The organism is Bradyrhizobium sp. LA6.1 (assembly GCF_040547805.1).
Classification (GTDB): domain Bacteria; phylum Pseudomonadota; class Alphaproteobacteria; order Rhizobiales; family Xanthobacteraceae; genus Bradyrhizobium; species Bradyrhizobium barranii.
This window is the reverse complement of the sequence record NZ_JBEPQK010000006.1, coordinates 29,191-48,847: the sequence shown is the minus strand read 5'-3', so window position 1 is coordinate 48,847 and position 19,657 is coordinate 29,191. Positions and strand designations below refer to the sequence as shown.

The 19,657-nt window shown below is 64.8% G+C and carries 17 protein-coding genes; 8 read left to right on the top strand and 9 right to left on the bottom strand.

Going from position 1 to position 19,657, the window contains the following annotated elements; all coding sequences use genetic code 11:
• Position 1 precedes the first annotated feature (1 nt).
• The gene (locus ABIB99_RS17060) at positions 2 to 505 is read right to left on the bottom strand and encodes a YaiI/YqxD family protein (RefSeq protein ID WP_063983805.1); all 504 of its coding nucleotides are present in this window, start codon (positions 503 to 505) and stop codon (positions 2 to 4) included.
• 107 nt (positions 506 to 612) lie between these two features.
• Between ABIB99_RS17060 and ABIB99_RS17055 the strand changes: the two genes are divergently transcribed.
• On the top strand, positions 613 to 1,413 hold the full coding sequence (locus ABIB99_RS17055) for a hotdog family protein (RefSeq protein WP_063983804.1): 801 nt from the start codon (positions 613 to 615) through the stop codon (positions 1,411 to 1,413).
• A gap of 201 nt (positions 1,414 to 1,614) precedes the next feature.
• Positions 1,615 to 2,856: a DUF5107 domain-containing protein gene (locus ABIB99_RS17050; RefSeq protein ID WP_354176737.1), complete on the top strand. Its 1,242-nt coding sequence runs from the start codon at positions 1,615 to 1,617 to the stop codon at positions 2,854 to 2,856.
• 55 nt (positions 2,857 to 2,911) lie between these two features.
• Here ABIB99_RS17050 and ABIB99_RS17045 read toward each other — a convergent pair whose 3' ends face one another.
• A complete protein-coding gene (locus ABIB99_RS17045; protein WP_354176735.1) occupies positions 2,912 to 5,284 on the bottom strand; it encodes a xanthine dehydrogenase family protein molybdopterin-binding subunit in 2,373 nt (790 codons plus the stop codon).
• Positions 5,285 to 5,496: 212 nt separating this feature from the next.
• Between ABIB99_RS17045 and ABIB99_RS17040 the strand changes: the two genes are divergently transcribed.
• From ABIB99_RS17040 to ABIB99_RS17030, 3 genes are all read left to right on the top strand, one after another.
• Positions 5,497 to 6,570, top strand: coding sequence for a Ppx/GppA phosphatase family protein (locus ABIB99_RS17040; RefSeq protein ID WP_354176733.1), 1,074 nt, complete (start codon positions 5,497 to 5,499; stop codon positions 6,568 to 6,570).
• A 1-nt stretch (position 6,571) separates the two neighbouring features.
• The gene (locus ABIB99_RS17035; protein ID WP_063983800.1) at positions 6,572 to 7,264 is read left to right on the top strand and encodes an RlmE family RNA methyltransferase; all 693 of its coding nucleotides are present in this window, start codon (positions 6,572 to 6,574) and stop codon (positions 7,262 to 7,264) included.
• 116 nt (positions 7,265 to 7,380) lie between these two features.
• Positions 7,381 to 9,237: a hypothetical protein gene (locus ABIB99_RS17030; RefSeq protein ID WP_354176730.1), complete on the top strand. Its 1,857-nt coding sequence runs from the start codon at positions 7,381 to 7,383 to the stop codon at positions 9,235 to 9,237.
• A gap of 1 nt (position 9,238) precedes the next feature.
• Here ABIB99_RS17030 and ABIB99_RS17025 read toward each other — a convergent pair whose 3' ends face one another.
• The 3 genes from ABIB99_RS17025 to ABIB99_RS17015 all read right to left on the bottom strand — a co-directional run bounded on the left by ABIB99_RS17025 (position 9,239) and on the right by ABIB99_RS17015 (position 12,524).
• On the bottom strand, positions 9,239 to 10,093 hold the full coding sequence (locus ABIB99_RS17025) for a TorF family putative porin (protein ID WP_354176729.1): 855 nt from the start codon (positions 10,091 to 10,093) through the stop codon (positions 9,239 to 9,241).
• Positions 10,094 to 10,176: 83 nt separating this feature from the next.
• Positions 10,177 to 10,860 (bottom strand): VIT1/CCC1 transporter family protein, encoded by a 684-nt coding sequence (locus ABIB99_RS17020; RefSeq protein WP_354176727.1) that lies wholly within the window; start codon positions 10,858 to 10,860, stop codon positions 10,177 to 10,179.
• 173 nt (positions 10,861 to 11,033) lie between these two features.
• Positions 11,034 to 12,524, bottom strand: coding sequence for an MFS transporter (locus ABIB99_RS17015; protein WP_354176726.1), 1,491 nt, complete (start codon positions 12,522 to 12,524; stop codon positions 11,034 to 11,036).
• Positions 12,525 to 12,993: 469 nt separating this feature from the next.
• Here ABIB99_RS17015 and guaB point away from each other — a divergent pair, with 469 nt between their 5' ends.
• The 3 genes from guaB to ABIB99_RS17000 all read left to right on the top strand — a co-directional run bounded on the left by guaB (position 12,994) and on the right by ABIB99_RS17000 (position 16,245).
• Positions 12,994 to 14,487: an IMP dehydrogenase gene (guaB, locus tag ABIB99_RS17010; protein WP_354176725.1), complete on the top strand. Its 1,494-nt coding sequence runs from the start codon at positions 12,994 to 12,996 to the stop codon at positions 14,485 to 14,487.
• A 195-nt stretch (positions 14,488 to 14,682) separates the two neighbouring features.
• Positions 14,683 to 15,705, top strand: coding sequence for an NADPH-dependent curcumin/dihydrocurcumin reductase (gene curA, locus ABIB99_RS17005; protein WP_166352583.1), 1,023 nt, complete (start codon positions 14,683 to 14,685; stop codon positions 15,703 to 15,705).
• 243 nt (positions 15,706 to 15,948) lie between these two features.
• Positions 15,949 to 16,245, top strand: coding sequence for a hypothetical protein (locus tag ABIB99_RS17000; RefSeq protein ID WP_063983794.1), 297 nt, complete (start codon positions 15,949 to 15,951; stop codon positions 16,243 to 16,245).
• A gap of 9 nt (positions 16,246 to 16,254) precedes the next feature.
• On the opposite strand, the gene ABIB99_RS16995 is transcribed toward ABIB99_RS17000, so the two are convergent.
• The 4 genes from ABIB99_RS16995 to ABIB99_RS16980 all read right to left on the bottom strand — a co-directional run bounded on the left by ABIB99_RS16995 (position 16,255) and on the right by ABIB99_RS16980 (position 19,651).
• A complete protein-coding gene (locus tag ABIB99_RS16995; protein WP_063983793.1) occupies positions 16,255 to 17,319 on the bottom strand; it encodes a LacI family DNA-binding transcriptional regulator in 1,065 nt (354 codons plus the stop codon).
• Positions 17,320 to 17,360: 41 nt separating this feature from the next.
• Positions 17,361 to 18,389, bottom strand: coding sequence for a succinylglutamate desuccinylase/aspartoacylase family protein (locus ABIB99_RS16990; RefSeq protein WP_063986433.1), 1,029 nt, complete (start codon positions 18,387 to 18,389; stop codon positions 17,361 to 17,363).
• Between the two features lie 62 nt (positions 18,390 to 18,451).
• On the bottom strand, positions 18,452 to 18,796 hold the full coding sequence (locus ABIB99_RS16985; RefSeq protein ID WP_018645782.1) for a RidA family protein: 345 nt from the start codon (positions 18,794 to 18,796) through the stop codon (positions 18,452 to 18,454).
• A gap of 57 nt (positions 18,797 to 18,853) precedes the next feature.
• Entirely contained in the window at positions 18,854 to 19,651 is a 798-nt protein-coding gene (locus tag ABIB99_RS16980) for a transporter substrate-binding domain-containing protein (RefSeq protein ID WP_354176723.1), read from the bottom strand.
• Positions 19,652 to 19,657: the final 6 nt, after the last annotated feature.

The following is a 19,657-nucleotide window of genomic DNA, read 5'->3' as shown; positions in this document are numbered from 1 at the left end:
ACTAGCCTTGATTCAAATTCTGGCTCGTCGCGGCCTGGTCGGCACGGCGGCGCTGGATCCGGCGCAGCGTCTGGTCGAGCGCGGAGAGGAACGCGGAGCGGTCGCGCGGCGCGAACGAGCGTGGGCCGCCGGTGACCTCGCCGGCCGAACGCAGATCCGTCATCAGATTGCGCACCGCCAGCGTCATTCCGATCGACTCTTCCGTGAACGGCTTGCCGTTCGGTGCGATCACGTCGGCGCCCGCTTTCACGCAACGGCTCGCCAGCGGAATGTCCGATGTCACGACGACGTCGCCCGGCTTGGCCCGCTCCGCGATCCAGTCGTCGGCGGCATCCATGCCGGCGCCGGCCGCGATCCGCTCGATCATCGGGTCTTGCGGAACGCGGATGAAGTTGCCGGCGACCACGCTCACGGGCACTCCGTGCCGGAGCGCGACGCGGTAGATCTCGTCCTTCACCGGGCAGGCGTCGGCGTCGACATAGATGCGGGTGGGGGTATCAGTCATTCGCCGCGTGGTACCCCATTCGGGCCGCAAAGGCGAGGGGATTGACCGGTGTTCCCGGGGGCCTACGATCAACCCTGAAACAACAAGAATTCAGGGAAAGGCCCGCCATGCCGAACCGGCTCGAAACCTACCGCGTCGAGGCCTACAACACCGCCAAACAGTCCGAAAACAAGATGCATGACGACACGGTGGCGCGCCGCTTCGGCTTTTCCGGCGGGCTGGTCCCCGGCGTCGATGTCTTCGCCTACATGATGCACGTGCCGGTGGCGCGCTGGGGCCGCGATTTCCTGTCGCGCGGGCTGGTCGAGGCCCGCTTCATCAAGCCGGTCTATGACGGCGAGACCGCCGATGTCGATGCGACCGAGCACAACGGCCTGCTCACGATCGAGGTGTTCAGCCGCACCGAACTCTGTGCCACGGGCACGGCCTCCCTGCCGGTGGCCGCGCCTGTGGTGTCGCTGAACGACTATGTGGCGGTGCCGGTCGTAGCCGAACGCAAGCCGGTCAGCCCAGCGACTTTCGAGACCGGCAAGTGGCTCGGCACGATGCCGCGCCGCTGGGCCGGGCAGGACGCGACCGATTATCTCGCCGACGTCAGGGAAACCGATCCGATTTTTGCGCGCGAGGGGCTCGGCCATCCCGGCTTGATCCAGCGCGTGATGAATCGCGTCCTCGTCGACAACACGATTTTGGGCCCGTGGATCCATGTCGGCAGCCGCATGCAGCTGCTGTCGGCCGCGCGCGCCGGCGACGAGATCACCGCGCGGGCAAAAGTCATCGCGAATTACGAGAAGAAGGGCCACCGCTTCGTCGAGCTCGACGCGCTGGTCGTCGCCAACGGCACGACGCCGCTGGCGCACTGCCAGCATACTGCGATCTACCAGCCGCGCGAGCAGGCGGCGGCCTGAAAGCCAGTTGAGGTCTCCTTGCGCGCCCTCGTTTGTTTTGGAATAGCACTCCTTTTGTCACTCCAGGCGCTTTGCGTCGTGCATGCCGCCGGACCGGTGTCCGATAGTGTGTCGCTCAGCGAGCAGACGACGACGTGGAGCACCGTCAAATTCGCCGGCGATGCGGAGAATGGCTTTGTCAGCGGGTCGCTCGACAAGAGCGTGATCGTCGAACGCAGTTTCAAGTCCTACGTGCTTGAGAATCGATATCTGAGGGTAACGCTCGTGCCCGAATTCGGAGGGCGTATTCTTTCCATGGTCTACAAGCCGACCGGCCACGAGCAGCTCTATCGAACGGAAGTCGGAGTGCCCTACGGCATGAAGGCCGGAAATTTCTACTACGACTGGCTGATGGTGTACGGCGGAATCTTTTCAACGTTCCCGGATGCCGAGCACGGCAAGACGTGGCTGAAGCCGTGGGCTTTCCGGGTGGTGAAGCAGGGCGCCGACGAAGTCACGGTCGTGATGTCGTTCCGGGATGACTTCGACTATTCCGCGCGGCCGAGCAAGTTCAGGGGCGCGACCGGCATCGAGGCGAGCTACTACGTCACGCTGAAGGCCGATCGTGCCGCACTCGATGCGCGCGTGGTGCTGAAGAATCCGAACGACGAGGCTGTCCAATACGAATACTGGACGTGCACGACGCTCGCTCCGGGATCGGAGCCGAAAAATCCCAAGGCAACGGGCGGCGCCGAAATCATCGCGCCGATCCGAACTTTCACGACGCCTGCCTGGTCGGCCAATCTGGCCGACGGCGACGAGAGCGCGGGTATGGGCAGGCGGCGCTTCGAAAACCTGCGCTACTTCAAGAACTGGCCAACGATGGGCATCGCCTATGCTGCACCAGATATGCAGGGCGGGAATTTCTGGGGCGTCATCAACCATGACAATGCAGAAGGAATTATTCGCATTGCGGACAATACCCTCACGCGGGGCCTGAAAATGTGGACGTGGGGGTTTCCGTCGTTCACCGGCGAAACCGATGCCCGGAAGGATCCGAACGAGTGGCGGCCGTATGTCGAATTATGGGCGGGCGTGTCAGACCAGTTCTTCCACAGCACAGATTTTCCCGCACGCAGTGAGGTGTCGATTCCGGAAACCTACAGCCCGACCGTCGGCATGAGCAACGTGACGCATGCGAACGAGAAAATCCTGATCAATTTCTCGGCCGAGGCGTCTCGCGCTGTTCTCGAGTTCTTCAGCGTCGAACCGGCCATCCCGTTGCTTGTCACGTTGAAACAGGGTGACACGGCTCTGTTCAGCGGGGTCGTGAGCGCCGATCCGAACAACGGAAATCGCATTTCGGCAGCGATTGCCGACGGCCGCAGCGGGGAAAAGATACGGCTAACGATCACGACCACGGAGGGAAAGGAGTTGATCGCCGCCGAAACAGCGATCAAGTGATCTCTTTCGGAATGCCGGTCGAACCCCCGGCGTTGTCACGATCGCGGAACTCCCCCTACGCCGCGTTGCCCTTCGCATCCTGGATGGCGCGCCACACCCGCTCCGGGGTCAGCGGCATGTCGATGTGCTTGATGCCGTAGTCGGAGAGGGCGTCGAGCACCGCGTTCACCACCGTCGACAGGCTGCCGGCGCAGCCGGCTTCGCCGCAACCCTTGCTGCCGAGCGGATTGGTCGTGGCCGGCACCGGATGATCGCCGACCGTCATGTTCGGAACGTCCTCGGCGCGCGGCAGCGCGTAGTCCATCAGCGAGCCCGTGATCGGCTGGCCGCTCTCGTCGTAGCGGACGTGCTCCATCAGCGCCTGGCCAATGCCCTGGACGACGCCGCCATGAAGCTGGCCCGCGACCAGCAGCGGGTTGATCACCGTGCCGAAATCGTTGACCGCGCTGTAGCGCACGATCTGCACTACGCCGGTATCAGGGTCGATCTCGACCTCGGCGACGTGGCAGCCGTTCGGGAATGCCGAGGGCACCGGCTCGCTGGTATGGTCGACGTCGAGGCTGTCAGGCACGCCGTCCGGCACCTTGCCGTCATGCAGCTTCCTGGCGAGCTCCATGATGTCGATGCTGCGGTCGGTGCCGGCAATGGTGAAGCTGCCGTCGGCGAACTCGATGTCGGCCTCGGAGGCCTCCAGCATGTGCGCGGCGGCGCGCTTGCCCTTCTCGATCACGAGCTTGGCGGCGCCCACGATGGCCATGCCGCTTGCCGTGATGGAGCGCGAGCCGCCGGTGCCGTTGCCGGTGTGGACGATGTCGCTGTCGCCTTGCTCCAGCTTCACGCTCTCGAACGGCACCCCTAACTGCGCGCACAGCACCTGCGCGAATGCGGACGCGTGGCCCTGGCCGTAATCGAGTGTGCCGGTGATGAGCTGTACCGAGCCATCGGGATCGAACACGATCTTGCCGAGTTCGGGGCTCGGCGGCGCGGTGACCTCGAGATAGGAGCCGACGGCGATGCCGCGCAGCTTGCCGATCTTCTTGCTCTCTTTCTTGCGCTTGGTGAAGTTCTCGTGGTCGGAGATTTCGAGCGCCTTGTTGAACACCGCCTGGAAGTCGCCGCTGTCATAGGTCACGCCGGAGGAGGCCGGGAACGGCATCTGGTTCGGCTTGATGAAGTTGCGCTTGCGCAAGGTCAGCCGGTTGATGCCCATCTCGTCGGCGGCGCGGTCGATCAGCCGCTCCATGTAGTAGTTCGCCTCGGGCCGGCCGGCGCCGCGATAGGCGCCCATCAGCGTGGTGTTGGTGAGCACCGTCTTGATGTCGACCGCCATCAGCGGCGTGCGGTAGACGCTCGAAAAGTTCTTGCCGGTGTTGAGCGAGAGCGGTCCCGGCGCGACGCCGGTGATGTAGGCGCCGAGATTGCCGTAGCCTTCAAGCTTTGCCGCGAGGAAATGCCCTTCGGCGTCGAGCGCCAGCTCGGCATGGATTTTCTGCGCACGGCCGTGGCTGTCGGAGAGGAAGCTGGTGGAGCGTTCGTCCAGCCACTTCACCGGGCGACCGAGCTCCTTGGCCGCGTACAGGATGCACATGTATTCGGGGTAATTGACGTTCTTCATGCCGAAGGAGCCGCCGACATTGGCGGTGAGGACCCGCACCTTCTCGTTCGGCACCTTCAGGTTCTTGGCGAGGTTGGCGCGGTTGCCCGCAACGCCCTGCGTCGGCATCTGGATGGTGTAGCGCTCGGTCTTCTTGTCGTAGGAGGCGAGCCCCACGCGCGGCTCCATCGAGACGACGGCGACGCGGGTGTTCTCGATGTCGACCTTGGTGACGTGGGCGGCACTGGCGAAGGCCGCGTTCACCTTGTCGATGTCGCCATAGTGGTAGTCGAGCGCGACATTGTTCGGGATGTGGTCATAGAGCAGCGGCGCACCGGGCCTGGTGGCTTCCTCGGGATCGGTCACCGCCGGCAGCGGCTCGATATCGAGCTCGACGGCTTCGGCGGCGTCGCGCGCCTGCGCCAGCGTGTCGGCGACCACGAAGGCGACGGGATCGCCGACGAAACGGACCTTGTCGGTCGCCAGCGGCTGCCGGTTGGTCTGGAGCAGGGGGGAGCCGTCGCGGCTCTTCAGCGGCAGGCCGCAGGTGAAGGGGCCGTAGCCGGCGGCATCGAGGTCCTTGCCGGTCCACACCCCCAGCACGCCGGGCATCGCCCTGGCGGCGTCGGTGCCGATGCCGCGGATGAGCCCATGGGCATGGGTTGAGCGGACGACCACGGCATGGGCCTGGCCGGGCAGGTTGAAATCGTCGGTGTAGCGGCCCTTGCCGCGCACCAGCGTATCGTCTTCCTTGCGACGGACCGGCTGCCCGACGCCGTATTTTTGCAGTGCAATAGCGTTTTCGAGCGTGGACGATTTGGTGTGTTCTTGCATGGAATTGACCTGAAAAGCCGGCAATCGCGCGTTTTGGGGGGCGCCTGGAGGACCGGACCCTCCAAAAATAACCCACGGTCCCGTTCACGACAACGCACGAATGGGCATGGTCCCATGTGATGCGTTGTTGCGCAGGCTTGCCGCGCTGCTAATGTTTCAGGCGAAAAAGCAATTCCAGATCGGCCCCATCGGGCCGCGGAAAGACAATTTGTATGAATGACCACACGCGGCTCCGCGACGGCCATGCGCCGCACGGTGGGCTGGAGGGGTCGATGGCGGCGGTGGCGTTGGCCCCCGAACCGGCCGTCGCCGCGCAAGCGCCGGGAACCGGCGTCTATGCGGCGCTGGACCTCGGCACCAACAATTGCAGGCTCCTGATCGCTTGTCCGACCAGCGACGGCTTTCGCGTGGTCGATTCCTTCTCGCGCATCATCCGGCTCGGCGAGGGCGTCTCGGCGACCGGCTGCATCAGCGAGGCCGCGATCGAGCGCGCCGTCGCCGCGCTCAGCATCTGCCGCGACAAGATCAATCTGCGCAAGGCCAAGCGGCTGCGGCTGATCGCGACCGAAGCCTGCCGGGCCGCCTCGAATGCGGAAGGTTTCCGTAGCCGCGTCGCGGCCGAGACCGGTATCGAGCTCGAGGTGATCGACCGCGAGACCGAGGCCTCGCTCGCCGTGCTCGGCTGCGCGCCGCTGGTCGACCCCCGGGGCAGGGGCGCGATCCTGTTCGACATCGGCGGCGGCTCGACCGAGCTGGTGCGGATCGAGCGCGATCCGCAAAATCCGGAGCCGCGCATCAAGGCCTGGATGTCGATCCCGCTGGGCGTCGTGACGCTGGCCGAGCAGTTCGGCGGCCGCGACGTCACGCCGGAAATCTATGCCGCGATGGAGCAGGAGGTCGCCAACCACGTCGCGCCGTTCGCCGAAGCGCACGGCGGCGATCTCGCCGACATGCACCTGCTCGGCACCTCGGGCACGGTGACGACGCTCGCCGGCATCCATCTCAACCTCGCGCGCTACGACCGCCGCCGCATCGACAGCATCTGGATGAACGTTTCCGACATCACCGCGACCATCAGCAAGCTGCTCGGCATGAGCTACGAGGAGCGCGCCAACAACAGCTGCATCAGCGTCGAGCGCGCCGATCTCGTGCTGGCCGGCTGCGCCATCCTCGATGCCATCCGCCGCGCCTTTCCGCTGCCGCGCCTGCGCGTCGCCGACCGGGGCCTGCGCGAAGGCATGCTGGTCGAGATGATGCGCGAGGACGGCGCACTCAGGAGCTGGTGAGATGGCCAAGGACACCACCGGCCGCTTGCACGTCCAGGTCAAGACCGGCGGCAAGCGCAAATTGTCGTCGAAGCTGTGGCTGGAGCGGCAGCTCAACGATCCCTATGTCGTCAAGGCGAAGGCGCTCGGCTATCGTTCGCGTGCCGCGTTCAAGCTGCTCGAGATCGACGACAAATACCGCCTGCTCAAACACGGCATGGCGGTGGTCGATCTCGGCGCTGCGCCGGGCGGCTGGAGCCAGATCGCCGCCAAGCGCGTCGGCTCGGTCGACGGCAAGGGCAAGGTCGTCGCGATCGACCTGTTGGACATGCCCGAGATTGCCGGCGTCGACTTCGCGCAGCTCGACTTCATGGACAACGACGCACCCGCGAAGCTCACTGCGATGCTCGGGGGCGGCGCCGACATCGTGATGTCCGACATGGCCGCCAACACCACCGGCCACCGCAAGACCGACCAGCTCCGCATCGTCGGCCTGATCGAGACGGCGGCCGCGTTCGCCTGCGACGTGCTGAAACCGGGCGGGGCATTTCTGGCCAAGACGTTCCAGAGCGGCGCCGACGCCGATCTGCTGGCCCAGCTCAAGCGCGATTTTGCGACAGTGCGGCATGTGAAGCCCGCGGCCAGCAGGCAGGATTCCTCCGAGCGCTATGTGCTGGCGACGGGGTTTCGCGGCGGGCAGCCGGACCCGGGCTGACGTGTCACGCTCACATCAGCATGACATTCACATCGATAACATCTTGAGCTGATAGATTCATCATCTGCAATTTCAGCGGGTGAGATCAATCCATGCCGTGCCTTCATCGACAACGCTTGCGCGTTTGCAAGCATCGCCTGTCCCTTGCCTCGGTCTCCTTTCTGGCGTTGGCGTCGCTCGGCTTTGCTTCGGCGACGACGTCGCGTGCAGGGACGTCGATCACGGTCAGCACCCAGAGGCCTTACAATATCGGCCTCAGCGGCAACGACGATCTCGGTGATCTCAAGAAGATCTACCAGAGCGCGAACAGCCCGTCCGAGCAGGCTCTCGACCAGTTCAACCAGATCATCACCGATACCGGCATGAAGCGGACGCGCCTGCTGCTCAGCGATGTCTATTGCGATGTCGATCAGACCGGCGATGTGTTCGGGTACACGCAGGACGGCGTTTTCCATCCGGGGGACTGCCAGCCTCTGGCCTGGCATCTTGAGTGGGCCCTGGGTCGCGGGCTCTCGCCTCACGTGGCGGTCGCGGCCTTCATGCCGCCGCGCCTGGTGCAATACGGACCTGGCGAGAGTTGGAATCGGAACGGGCCGGCTCCGGCACTTTTCCAGAAATACGCCAACGCTCTCGTGCGATATATCGCGAAGAAATCGTTCGACGGCGGGGCGTCATCCGTCATCTTCGAGGTCAGCAACGAGGCTGATATCGCCGATTCAGCCCCGGAGAACTGGAGCGACACCAATCCATCCGCCTACAGGCTCAAGCCATTGGGGTCATGGGGCCGTTGGCTGTGGTGGATGGATCCGGCCAAGTATGTCCTCAACCAGTGGACCCCGCTGCAGACCCACGTGATGTCCAAGGCCGAGGATCCGACCTTGTCGTACCCTTACGGGCTCGATGCGCGCCGTCTGCCCAGGCAACTCTTGCCGGTTCAGAAGGTCTTCTCGCAGGCGATCGTGAACATCAGAAACGAACTCGCCGCCAACCAGAGTTATAGCGGCAAGACGCTGGAAATGGCCGGGCCGGCCCTGGTCGGACTGAGCTTCAACTATTATCCGGCGGAGAATCTTCCGACGCTGGAGGAAGTCTTCCTCGACCAGACCTTCAATCCGCTGGCAGACACCTACTTGGCAAAATTCAACGCGCGGCTCGATCGTTTTTCGTTCCACTATTACGGCTCGACAGACGGCACCGGCGGTTTCGCGTTCTTCGACAATCTGGTCGACAAGGCCAAGGCCAAGCTGGACGCCTTGAAGAAGAACAATGCCAACATGCCCGACGTTAAACTGTTCCTGTCGGAATGGGGCCCTACGGCCTATGAGGCGACTGACGTCAATTATTCGCACAAGGGGGCGGCCTGGACGGCGGCGTTCCTGTCCGAAGCCGTGAAAAAGAAGATATCGATGGGGTCTTACCTCATTATCGGCGACGGCCAGGGGGATCCAAACATCACACCTTTCCTCGGCCAGGCCAGCCTGCTCCACAAGGTGCCGCACGGCGACAAGCCGGCCGACTACTACCCGAAGCCGGTCGCGAACCTCTTCAAGATGTACAACAAGATGTCCGGCCAGCGCGTGCAGGCCGCTCTCACCGGCGGGTCGGGCTCCCACCTCAATGCGTTCGCGACCTGGGACGGCGCTAACTCGACCGCGAACATCATGGTCTACAACTATGATCCGACACGTGTCTTCGGCAACAACATTTCGACCGAGACGCCGGAGGGGATTTCGCTTGAGGTCGACAACCTGCCGTTCAGCAATGGCTCGACCGTGACGATTGAGCGCTACCTGATCGATGCGAATACCAGCAACCTGGCGAAGTTCTATTCCGATCCGACCCACCCCGATCCCAACCTGCAGAGGATATTGCTGCAGCGAACGATCAATAGCGGAAAGCTCGTCCTGACGGGCGACGCGCTCGGGCTGGGTGTCGTGCTCTACCGAATATTGCCGCCGACGGTGGTTCCCTGAGTTAGTTGAACGCAAACCAGACCTTGGCGACGAATGTCGCGCCGCACCAGTTCGAGACCAGGCCGTCCGGGTTGGTGATCGGATTGACACGGCCGCCCGGCCGCGCATTTGGATCGCCTGTAAAGACGAAGCAGTTTTCCTTCGACAGATTGGTGTCGTAGTAGCGCAGATCGAGGTTGAGCGCCTTGTGCGTGAACGTCACGCCAGCCTGCCAGTTGAGATAGGCAGGCAGCGGGAAGCCGCCGAGTTGGGGGGTCTGGTTGCCAAACCAGGAATAGCCGGCGGCGGTGGTGAACGACACGGTCAGGTTCTGCAGCAGAAGCCGCTCCGGCACGTCGAAGCCGACTCCGGCCGCCACATATTGGCTCCAGGCGCCGGTGTTCGAGACGTTCGGAGAATAGGCGTAACCGCCGGCGACGCGGAACTGATCGCCGATGCGTCGATCGCCGCGGACCACGATCTCCCAATAATTGATGCCGTTGGTTTCGCCAGGAAGTCTTTCACCGGGATAGGCGAAATAGGTCGCCCCAAGATCAAAATCGATCGTGGCAATCTGCGGGCGCACGCCGGCGGCAAAGGTGAGTTCGGCGGCCGGTTGGGTCGGCAGCTTGACGGTGGCGACCGTTGTGCCGGCGTAGAGCGGGCCCCATCTCGTCTCGAAGGCGGCGCCAGCCGCGGGGCCATGATCGGACAACGTGGTCCCGCGATAGATGTAGTCGGATGCAAGCCCCGCGCGAGCGCTGAACTCGAACTCGTCGGCAGGCGTTGCGTGGGTGGTGTCGGCCGCCGACCAACCGCGGTTGCCGAGGCCGAGCGCCCCGGCCGAGGATTGGGCCAGCGCCAAACCGCCGGTCATGGGTGCAAGCCACAATCCGGCCAGCGCGGCAAATAAGGCGCCGCTTGCACCCCGAAACGATGCTTCGTGTCGCCGCAAGTCGATCATCCTCCCAGAGCGACCGCGATGCCAACCAGCGTACTACCGACAGCCACCATCGCAAGTCCCGCCACTGAAGGCCGCAGCCCGCTACGAACCCCGAACACGTAACCGCAACAGAAGAGCATCACGATGGCGACGGCATAGGAGACGCGCAGCGCCAGTCTGGCATCGCTCAGGAACAGGAACGGGATGACCACCGGGAAGGTCGACAGGAAGCTCAGCAGGCAAAGGCCGAGCGCTCCGATCCAGTCACGCTTCGTCAGCCCTGGACCGGGAGCCGGCTCAGGCAATTGTTGCAACCGTTGCCGCAGCGATTCCAACTGCTCTACGGGCAGCATGGCCGACAATTCCGGCGGCAGTGCGTCGGCAATGACGCGGCGCGCTGCTTCGGGATCCGGCGCCTTGCGGATCGCGCGGAGGGTCAGAATCTTGTCTCCCCGGTCATTGATGCGCGCCAGCAGATAAAGACCGCCGTCAACGATGCCCCAGGCGAGGTTGCAGCCGAGCGCACCAACCAGCATCGTCTGAACATTGATATTGGTCCCGGTCGCGACACCAAGCGAGCAGATGAAGGTAAGGGCCATGATCAGCCCGAACAAAGTCTCCGAGATCCGTTCCATCGGATCAAGTACGTCCCCGAACGGAGTATCCCGTCCCAATAGAGCCATGGCCTGGTCTTCGATCACCGTTTGCAGGTGTCATCGAGGCTCATGTCCGGCTTTCGCTCCTTGAGCTAGGTCAAGGCGGCTGGGCACGAGTGCTGGGCCGACCGGCCGGCGGACGCCGCCCGTGCCCGCCACATCGTGGACGATTTTGCGACGTCGGGTTCTGACCGACGTCACTCGGGCCTGATAGCGCCTTAGCCGAGCCTTTGGTCCCGCACGTCCTGCGTATCCTCCGTCGCCGTCTTGACGGCGGCGGTCGCGGCGCTCTTTGCGGCCCCCTTGCGGCTGGCGATCTCCACCGCCTTGCGGCCGGAGATCTCGTGGCCGGCATCGGCAGGCATCTGCCAGAAGAACCAGCTCGACGCCGCCGAGGTCAGCGCGATCACGACGAAGGCCGGCGCGAACACGGTGGCGTCGATCTCGCTGACATGGTTGAACCACATCGTCGTTTCCACGCAGGCCGCGCCGACCGCGACGCCGGCGGAGACCGCGAGCTGCTGGTTGACGCTAACCAGCGTGGTGGCGCGGCTCATCTGCGCGGTCTCGACGTCGGCATAGGCCACCGTGTTGATCGCGGTGAACTCCAGCGAGCGGAAGAACCCGCCGACCACCAGGATCACCATGATGATGAGCAGCGGCGTCGTCACCGTGAACAGTGCGCAGACGCCGAGGAAGAACGCGCTGACGATCGCGTTCACCGTCATCAAGTTGCGGAAGCCGAAGGTGCGGATGATGCGCGCTGCCAGCGTCTTCATGCCCATGGCGCCGAGCGAGGAGCCGAAGGTGACGAGGCCGGAATGGAAGGGCGACAGCCCGAATCCGATCTGCATCAGCAGCGGAAGCAGGAACGGTAGCGCGCCGATGCCGAGCCGGAACATGAAGCCGCCGAAAACGGCCGCGCGCAGCGTCGGCAGCTTCAGCAGCGAAAAATCCAGCACCGGCGAACCCGTCCGCCGCGCGTGCAGGACATACAGCGTCATCGAGATCGCTCCGCCCACGACCAGGGCCGCGACCGTGCTCCAGGGCAGAAGGTTGAGCCCGGCGACGGAAAGACCGAAGGCGATGCCGGCGAGGCCAACGCCCGCGAGCACCATGCCGTAAAGATCGAACGGTTCCCGCGTCTCGCTCTTGATGGGATCGATGAAACGCAAGGCCATGAAGATGCCGAGCAGCCCGATCGGAATGTTGATCAGGAAGATCCAGTGCCATGACGCATAGGTCGTGATGAAGCCGCCGAGCGGCGGGCCGATCACGGGGCCGATGAGGGCAGGGACCGTCACCCAGGCCATTGCGTTGACCAGCGCGCTCTTGTCGACCGAGCGCAGCAGCACCAGGCGTCCGACCGGCGTCATCATCGCCCCGCCCATGCCCTGAAGGATGCGCGCGAATACGAAATCGGTGACAGAGGTCGAGAGTGCGCAGCCGATCGAGCCGACCATGAACACGCCGACCGCGATCGCGAACACCATGCGCGCGCCGAACCGGTCCGCAGTCCAGCCGCTCGCCGGGATGAACACCGCGAGCGACAGCAGATAGGAGGTGATGGCAAGCTTGAGCGTCAGCGGGCTCGTGCCGATGTCGGCCGCGATCGCGGGCAGCGAGGTGGCGATCACCGTCGAATCCATGTTCTCCATGAAGAGAGCGGTGGCCACGATCAGCGGAATGACGCGTTGCTTGTCGACCATGACGGATTGGTAATGAAAATCAGAAGGAAAGGTGGACTTGCGGCTTATCACCGCCGCTCCGCCGGGACCATTGCGGATCAACGCATAGCACCTAAATCCTGCGTAACAACGGTGTGACCCTCGACGGCGGGTGTGCGCGCTCCCGCGTCATTCCGCGGCGCGCCCCTTGGCGGGCCCGGAATCCATCGGGCCCCAGAGACCGCTGCGGGATGGATTCCGGGCTCGCGACTTCGTCGCGCCGGGGAATGACGAGGGGGGCCGCCACCCGGCCATCCACGCCGAATTTACTTAAAAAGCCTGTGCATGGCTGGCCGGCGGTCCGATTTGCTTTGATTCGTCGCGTGGCCGTGCTATCGACCCGCGTCAACCCCACCGATGGGCTCCGATTCTCCGGCGATGCCGCAAGGCACGCTGAGGGCGGCGCTCATCCATAGCTATTTGCGGCAGGGCCGCAGGAAGGAGTTGGCAGATGGCCACGGTGCAACTTCAAGGCATTCGCGAAGCCTTTACGTTCGACGACGTGCTGTTGAAGCCGGGCCTGTCGGACGTCATGCCGGGCGAGGTCGACATCCGCTCCCGCGTCACCCGCGCCATTCCGCTCAACATCCCGATCATGGCCTCCGCCATGGACACGGTCACCGAAGCCCGCATGGCCATCGCCATGGCGCAGGCCGGCGGCCTCGGCGTCATCCACCGCAATTTCGATCCCGAAGGGCAGGCCGCCCAGGTCCGGCAGGTCAAGCGCTACGAGTCGGGCATGGTGGTGAACCCGCTCACCATCAGCCCCGACGCCACGCTCGACGATGCGCTCAAGCTGATGAGCGACCACGGCATCTCCGGCATTCCCGTCGTCACCGGCGCGAGCAAGAATACGCCCGGCAAGCTGGTCGGCATCCTCACCAACCGCGACGTGCGGTTTGCCACCGACCGCCGGCAAAAAGTCTCCGAGCTGATGACGCATGACGGCCTCGTCACCGTGCGCGAGAATGTCAGCCAGGACGAGGCGCGGCGGATGCTGCACCAGCATCGCATCGAGAAGCTGCTCGTGGTTGACGAGCAATATCGCTGCGTCGGCCTGATCACCGTGAAGGACATGGAGAAGGCGGTCGCTCATCCGCTCGCCTGCAAGGACGCACAGGGCCGCCTGCGCGTCGCCGCCGCCACCACCGTCGGCGACACCGGCTTCGAGCGCACCGAGCGCCTGATCGATGCCGGCGTCGATCTCGTCGTCGTCGACACCGCGCACGGCCATTCCCGCCACGTGCTGCATGCGGTCAATCGCATCAAGCGCCTGTCCAACTCCGTGCAGGTCGTTGCCGGCAACGTCGCCACCACCGAGGGCGCGCAGGCGCTGATCGATGCGGGCGCGGACTGCATCAAGGTCGGCATCGGCCCGGGCTCGATCTGCACCACCCGCATCGTCGCCGGCGTCGGCGTTCCCCAGCTCACCGCGATCATGGATGCGGTGGAAGCTGCAAAGAAGTCCGACATTCCCGTCATTGCCGACGGCGGCATCAAGTTCTCCGGCGACCTTGCGAAAGCGCTCGCCGCCGGCGCCGACATCGCCATGGTCGGCTCGCTGCTCGCCGGCACCGACGAGACCCCCGGCGAAGTGTTCTTGTGGCAGGGCCGTTCCTACAAGGCCTATCGCGGCATGGGCTCGGTCGGCGCGATGGCGCGCGGTTCGGCCGACCGCTATTTCCAGCAGGACATCAAGGACACGCTCAAGCTCGTGCCTGAAGGCATCGAGGGCCAGGTGCCCTACAAGGGCCCGGTCGGCAACGTCATGCACCAACTCGCCGGCGGCTTGCGCGCCGCGATGGGCTATGTCGGCGCAAAGGACATGAAGGACCTGCACGACAAGGCCCAGTTCGTCCGCATCACCGGCGCGGGCCTGCGCGAAAGCCACGTCCACGACGTCACGATCACGCGCGAGAGCCCGAACTATCCGGGCGCGGGTTAGGTACTCCACACACCACTGTCATGCCCCGGCTTGACCGGGGCATCCAGTACGCCGCGGCTTCTCGGCTCAATCACAGGCGTCTCGGAATACTGGATCGCCCGCCTTCGCGGGCGATGACAGCGAGAGTGTGCTTTTGTATTGACGCGCTCCTTTCCCTCCGCTTCCGTCCGGTCGAAACAAAATCCGGAGGAAGCCATGTCCCAAGCAAAACGCATCGTTCTCGCCGCGCGTCCCGTCGGCGAGCCAAAGCCATCCGATTTTCGTCTGGAGGAATTCGCGATTCCGGCGCCCGGCGCGGGTGAAGTCCTGCTGCGCACGATCTGGCTCTCGCTCGATCCCTATATGCGCGGGCGCATGAGTGACGGTCCGTCCTACGCAGCACCTGTGCCGGTCGGCGGCGTGATGGAGGGCGAGGCGGTCAGCGAGGTCGCGGCCTCCAACAATCCTGATTTCGCCAAGGGCGACATCGTGCGAGCCCGTACCGGATGGCAGTCGCACGCAATCTCCAACGGCAAGGGCCTGATCAAGGTCGATCCGAAGCTCGGTCCGATCTCGACCTCCATCGGCGTGCTCGGCATGCCCGGCATGACCGCCTATACCGGCCTGCTCGACATCGGCAAGCCGCAGGAAGGCGAGACCGTCGTCGTCGCCGGTGCCTCCGGTGCGGTCGGCTCGGCCGTAGGCCAGATCGCGAAGATCAAGGGGGCGCGCGCGGTCGGCATCGCCGGCGGCAAGGACAAGTGCGACTACGTGGTGAAGGAGCTCGGCTTTGATGCCTGCCTCGATCACCGCGAAACCGATTTCGCCGCGAAGCTGAAGTTTGCCTGTCCGAAGGGCATCGACGTCTATTTCGAGAATGTCGGCGGCGCCGTGTTCGAGGCGGTCTTCCCGCTGCTCAATCCGTTCGCGCGTGTGCCGGTCTGCGGCCTGATCGCCCATTACAACGACACTGAGGCCAAGCCGCCGAAATGGGCGGCCAGCATGATGCGCGCGACGCTGACCAAGCGGCTCACCTTCCGCGGCTTCATCGTCTCCGACTTCGCCAACCGCCATGGCGACTTCCTGCGCGACATGTCTACCTGGGTCCGCGACGGCAAGGTCAAGTACAAGGAGTTCGTCACCGAGGGCCTGGACAGCGCACCCGGCGCCTTCATGGGGCTCCTGAAGGGCGCCAATTTCGGCAAGCAGCTGGTGCGGGTCGGGCAAGATAAGGCGTAAAGCGTTTTCGAGCGAAGTGGGTACCGGTTCGCGTGAAGAAAACGCGCCAAACGAGACTCTAGAGCCCCGGAACGGGGCTCTAGCTGCAAGGCCTAGTTGCAAAGGCGTCACACCCCGGACATCGATGGTTAACAAAGAGTGACCGACCGGCCACACCTGCCCGCAAAAGCCTCAGGTGTGACCGTCGGTTCATTGACGGCTGGGCGAAGGCATTGAATCATCGCGCATATTTTAGGTGCTGCGATGTTAGAGATTGGTATTTTCAGCGTAATCCTTCTGGCTGCCGGCTATTGGGCGACCCTGTTCGTCATGGGCCGTCGCGACGACGTCATCCATGGCAAGTTTGTCCATGTCGACGAGGAGGGCGATTTCACGCCAGCCGCGATGCCGGCGCCACCACCGCCATTCCCGAAACGTCCGGGCAAAGCTGCGCAGCCTGACAAGATCCAGCCTGCGAAGGCGGAGGCGAGGCCGGTGAACAGTGATGCGCTGCAATCGCTGCTGGCTGCGATCCAGCAGGATCTCAAGACCATCGCCTGATCCGCAACCTCAGACGCTACCGCGCTCGACCAGGAACAGCTCGACGGCGAGCCGCTGCTCGGCGTGCGGCGTGCCTGATAGCCGCGCCAGTAGCAGTTCGCCCGCGATCCGCCCCACGGCCGCCGCATCGAACGAGATGGTGGTGAGACCGGGCGTGATCTGATCGGCGACATCGTTGTCGCCGAAGCCGAGCAGCGCCAGATTGTGCGGTACCGAGAGGCCGCGGGCGCGGGCCTCGATCAGCGCGCCGGTCGCAAGCAGATCGTTGGCGCAGAACACCGCATCGACGTCGCCGCCGCGTTCGAGCAGGGCGGTGAAGGCGGCGCGGCCGTCGGCCAGTCCCGTGATCTCACCGACACCGATCTCGTGGACGATCTCGAGGCCCAGCTGTGCCGCTGCGTTCCGAAATCCGTCGCAGCGCAGTGCGCCACGGCCGCTGCCGCGGCCGATGAAGGCGACGCGGCGATGTCCGGCTTCAGCCAGCCTGCGCGCCGCCATCGCGCCGGCATCGGCATTGGGCAGGCCGACCAGCATGTCGATGGGGTCGCGCGGAAACGCCCAGGTCTCGATCACGGGAATGCCGAGTTCGAGCAGCGCGGCACGATTCTCCTCGAGCTCGATCACGCCGGTGAACATCACTGCTGCGGGGCGGATGCCGCGCAGCGACTGGATCATCGCGACTTCCTTGGCATAGGAGTAGGAGGTCTGGCCGACCAGCACCTCGAAGCCTTCCGGCTCCAGCGTGGCGGCGAAGCTGCGCACCGCGAGGCCGAACTGCTGGCTGAGAATGTTGGAGACGAAGGCCATCACCACATTCGAGCGCCCCGAGCGCAGCGCGCGCGCATGCGGGTTGGAGGCGTAACCGGTCGCCTCGATCACTTCGAGGATACGCTCGCGAGTCTCGCGATTGACCTTCTCGGGGTGACGCAGCACCCGCGACACCGTGATCGGCGCAACGCCCGCACGCTCCGCGACCTCCTCGATGCGCGGCGGCCGCCCGCTCGCGCTGGCGCGGCCGGGCGGCGCTGGAATGCGCACCACGTCGTCATAGGTCGGCTTTGCCGGATCGGTCATCGAATCCCGAGTGTAATCGCAGTCGGTATCGTCTCCAAAACTCAGCGCGCCGGCAGCTCGTCTCGTGACAGCGCGCGGCCGACCTGGACCAGGCAGTCGCCGCTCTGGCTGTCGGTGTGCAGGCGCTGCGAGATCACGATGCCGTCGGCGGGGAAGCGCAGCACCTCTTCGGGCAGCTCCGGGCGCTCGAAATTATGGTACCAGCCGGCGATGTCGCCGGCCGCAACCCGCGTGCCGACCATGACGGCGGGCTCGAACCAGCCGCGGCGGGTCGCGAACACCGCCTGCGCATGGCTTTGCAGCGCCAGCAATTCGGTGGCGCGCTCGACCGGCGCGTGAGGGCCCAGCACCGGCGCCTGGACGAGGCCGAGTGCGAGCAGCAGCCGGTCGATCGCACGCGCGGTGAGCGCCATGGTCTGCGGCGTGACGGTGCCGCCGCCGCCGAATTCACCGGAGAGCCCGATCGCGCCGGCGCGTGCAGCCGCGGCCATCGAGGTCGGAGCGGTCGCGCCGTTTTCCGCGACGAAGGCGAAGGGCATCCCCAACCCCTCCATCAGGCGCAGCGCGTGGCCGAACATCTCGGGCGTGCCCTGCCGCTCGATCAGCGCGCAAGGCACATGCGCCATCGAGGTGCCGCCGGAATGGATGTCGAAGACGACTTCGTGCCGCGGAAACAGCTCGTGCTCGAGGAAGTGCGCAAGCCGGAACGTCGGCGTGCCCGCGGCATCGCCGGGGAAGGCGCGGTTGAGGTTGCCTTCGTCGAGCGGCGAGCGGCGGCGCGCAGCCATCACGGCTGGCCAATTGGCGAAGGGCAGGATGGTGATCTCGCCTTTGACGTCCTTTGCATCGAGCCGGCGATACAGCCGCGTCAGCGCGATCTCGCCCTCATATTCGTCGCCGTGATTGCCGGCCATCAAGAGCAGTTTTGGTCCGGCACCGTTCTTGATTCGGAAGATCGGGATCTTGAGCTGGTAGTAGGGGGAGCGATCGATCGAGAAGGGAATGCCGAGATGGCCCGACCATTTCTGGTCTTTCTCGAAATCGATCTCATGGAAAAGTCCGGTATGCATGGCTTGCCTCGCGGCCGCGCCGTCGCCGGCGCCGGCCAAAGGTTGAAAGGGTGGCGGTGCCTTTACAGCAAGGCGACCGCGGTCATCTCGACGCGCAGGTCGGGATCGGCGAGGCGGGCTTCGACGCAGGCGCGCGCCGGCGGGTTGGCCGGATCGATCCAGGCATCGTAGACCGAGTTCATGGTGTCGAAGTCGGTGATATGCGGCAGGAAGACGTTGACGGCGATCAGCTTCGACCGGTCGGAGCCGGCCTCCTTCAGCAACGCGTCGATCTTGGCGAGCACCTGTTGGGTCTGCGACACGATGCCGGCCTTGCGGTCGTCAGCGACCTGGCCGGCGATGTGCACCATGCCGCCTGCGGCGACGGCCTGGCTCATGCGCGAGCCGACGACGTAACGTTTGATCATCTCGAAATTCTCCTCGTGAAGCTTGGCCCCCGCATGATGCAGGAGCCGTGCGCAAGCTTACAGCGTCGGCAGCGTCTGCTCTTCCTTGAACCACTTTAGTTGCAACGCGCCGAGCTTGCCGTTGAGCTTGTTGAAGAAGATGTCAGTATTGATCCAGTTGAGCAGGTTCTGCTCGCCCTGGCGCACGCCGACATGAGCCGGCGACTGGCGGATCAGGAACTTCAGCTCGACCTCCTTGGTCGGGTTCTGGTCCTGCACCTTCAGCGCGATGGCGCTGTTCTCGGCGAAGGTATCGGCCTGTCCCGCGAGAAACGCGGCGAGCGCGGCCGGCGTATCCTCGAAACGCACCAGCTTCACCTTCGGCGCGTTGTCGGTGAGCCAGACGTCGAGCGTCGAGCCCTTGGCGACCGCAACGCTGCGGCCGTCGAGATTGTCAGGCTTCTTGCCGGTCGCGGCCGGAATTGCCTTGGCGCCATAGACGCCGAGATTCACCACCGCATAGGGCTGCGAGAACATCACCTGCTGGGCGCGCTCGGGCGTCGCGCCGAGGCCCGCGATCAGGATATCGATCTTGTCGGAGAGCAGGCTCGGGATGCGCGCCGCGCCCGTCACCGGCACGAGCTCGAGCTTGACGCCCATGTCGGCGGCGATCAGCCGGGCGAGATCGGCATCGAGACCTGCGATCTCGCCCTTGTCGTCCTTGAAGCCCCACGGCGCGGCATCGGTCAGCAGGCCGACGCGCAGCTTGCCGGAGGCGAGCACGTCCTGGAGCTTGTCGGCCTGCGCGAGGGTGGGGGCAGCGAGCACGGCGAGCGCGGTGGCTGCGATCGCAAAGAGGGACTTCAGTTGTCTCATGACTCT

Coding starts and splice junctions, on each gene's coding strand:
- ABIB99_RS16995 (WP_063983793.1), bottom strand. CDS start 17,319: ATGACCGATCCGGCAAAGCCGACCTATGACGACGTGGTGCGCATTCCA.
- ABIB99_RS17040 (WP_354176733.1), top strand. CDS start 5,497: ATGAATGACCACACGCGGCTCCGCGACGGCCATGCGCCGCACGGTGGG.
- ABIB99_RS17045 (WP_354176735.1), bottom strand. CDS start 5,284: ATGCAAGAACACACCAAATCGTCCACGCTCGAAAACGCTATTGCACTG.
- ABIB99_RS17055 (WP_063983804.1), top strand. CDS start 613: ATGCCGAACCGGCTCGAAACCTACCGCGTCGAGGCCTACAACACCGCC.
- ABIB99_RS16985 (WP_018645782.1), bottom strand. CDS start 18,796: ATGATCAAACGTTACGTCGTCGGCTCGCGCATGAGCCAGGCCGTCGCC.
- ABIB99_RS17000 (WP_063983794.1), top strand. CDS start 15,949: ATGTTAGAGATTGGTATTTTCAGCGTAATCCTTCTGGCTGCCGGCTAT.
- ABIB99_RS17025 (WP_354176729.1), bottom strand. CDS start 10,093: ATGACCGGCGGTTTGGCGCTGGCCCAATCCTCGGCCGGGGCGCTCGGC.
- ABIB99_RS17015 (WP_354176726.1), bottom strand. CDS start 12,524: ATGGTCGACAAGCAACGCGTCATTCCGCTGATCGTGGCCACCGCTCTC.
- ABIB99_RS16980 (WP_354176723.1), bottom strand. CDS start 19,651: ATGAGACAACTGAAGTCCCTCTTTGCGATCGCAGCCACCGCGCTCGCC.
- ABIB99_RS17035 (WP_063983800.1), top strand. CDS start 6,572: ATGGCCAAGGACACCACCGGCCGCTTGCACGTCCAGGTCAAGACCGGC.
- guaB (WP_354176725.1), top strand. CDS start 12,994: ATGGCCACGGTGCAACTTCAAGGCATTCGCGAAGCCTTTACGTTCGAC.
- curA (WP_166352583.1), top strand. CDS start 14,683: ATGTCCCAAGCAAAACGCATCGTTCTCGCCGCGCGTCCCGTCGGCGAG.
- ABIB99_RS16990 (WP_063986433.1), bottom strand. CDS start 18,389: ATGCATACCGGACTTTTCCATGAGATCGATTTCGAGAAAGACCAGAAA.
- ABIB99_RS17060 (WP_063983805.1), bottom strand. CDS start 505: ATGACTGATACCCCCACCCGCATCTATGTCGACGCCGACGCCTGCCCG.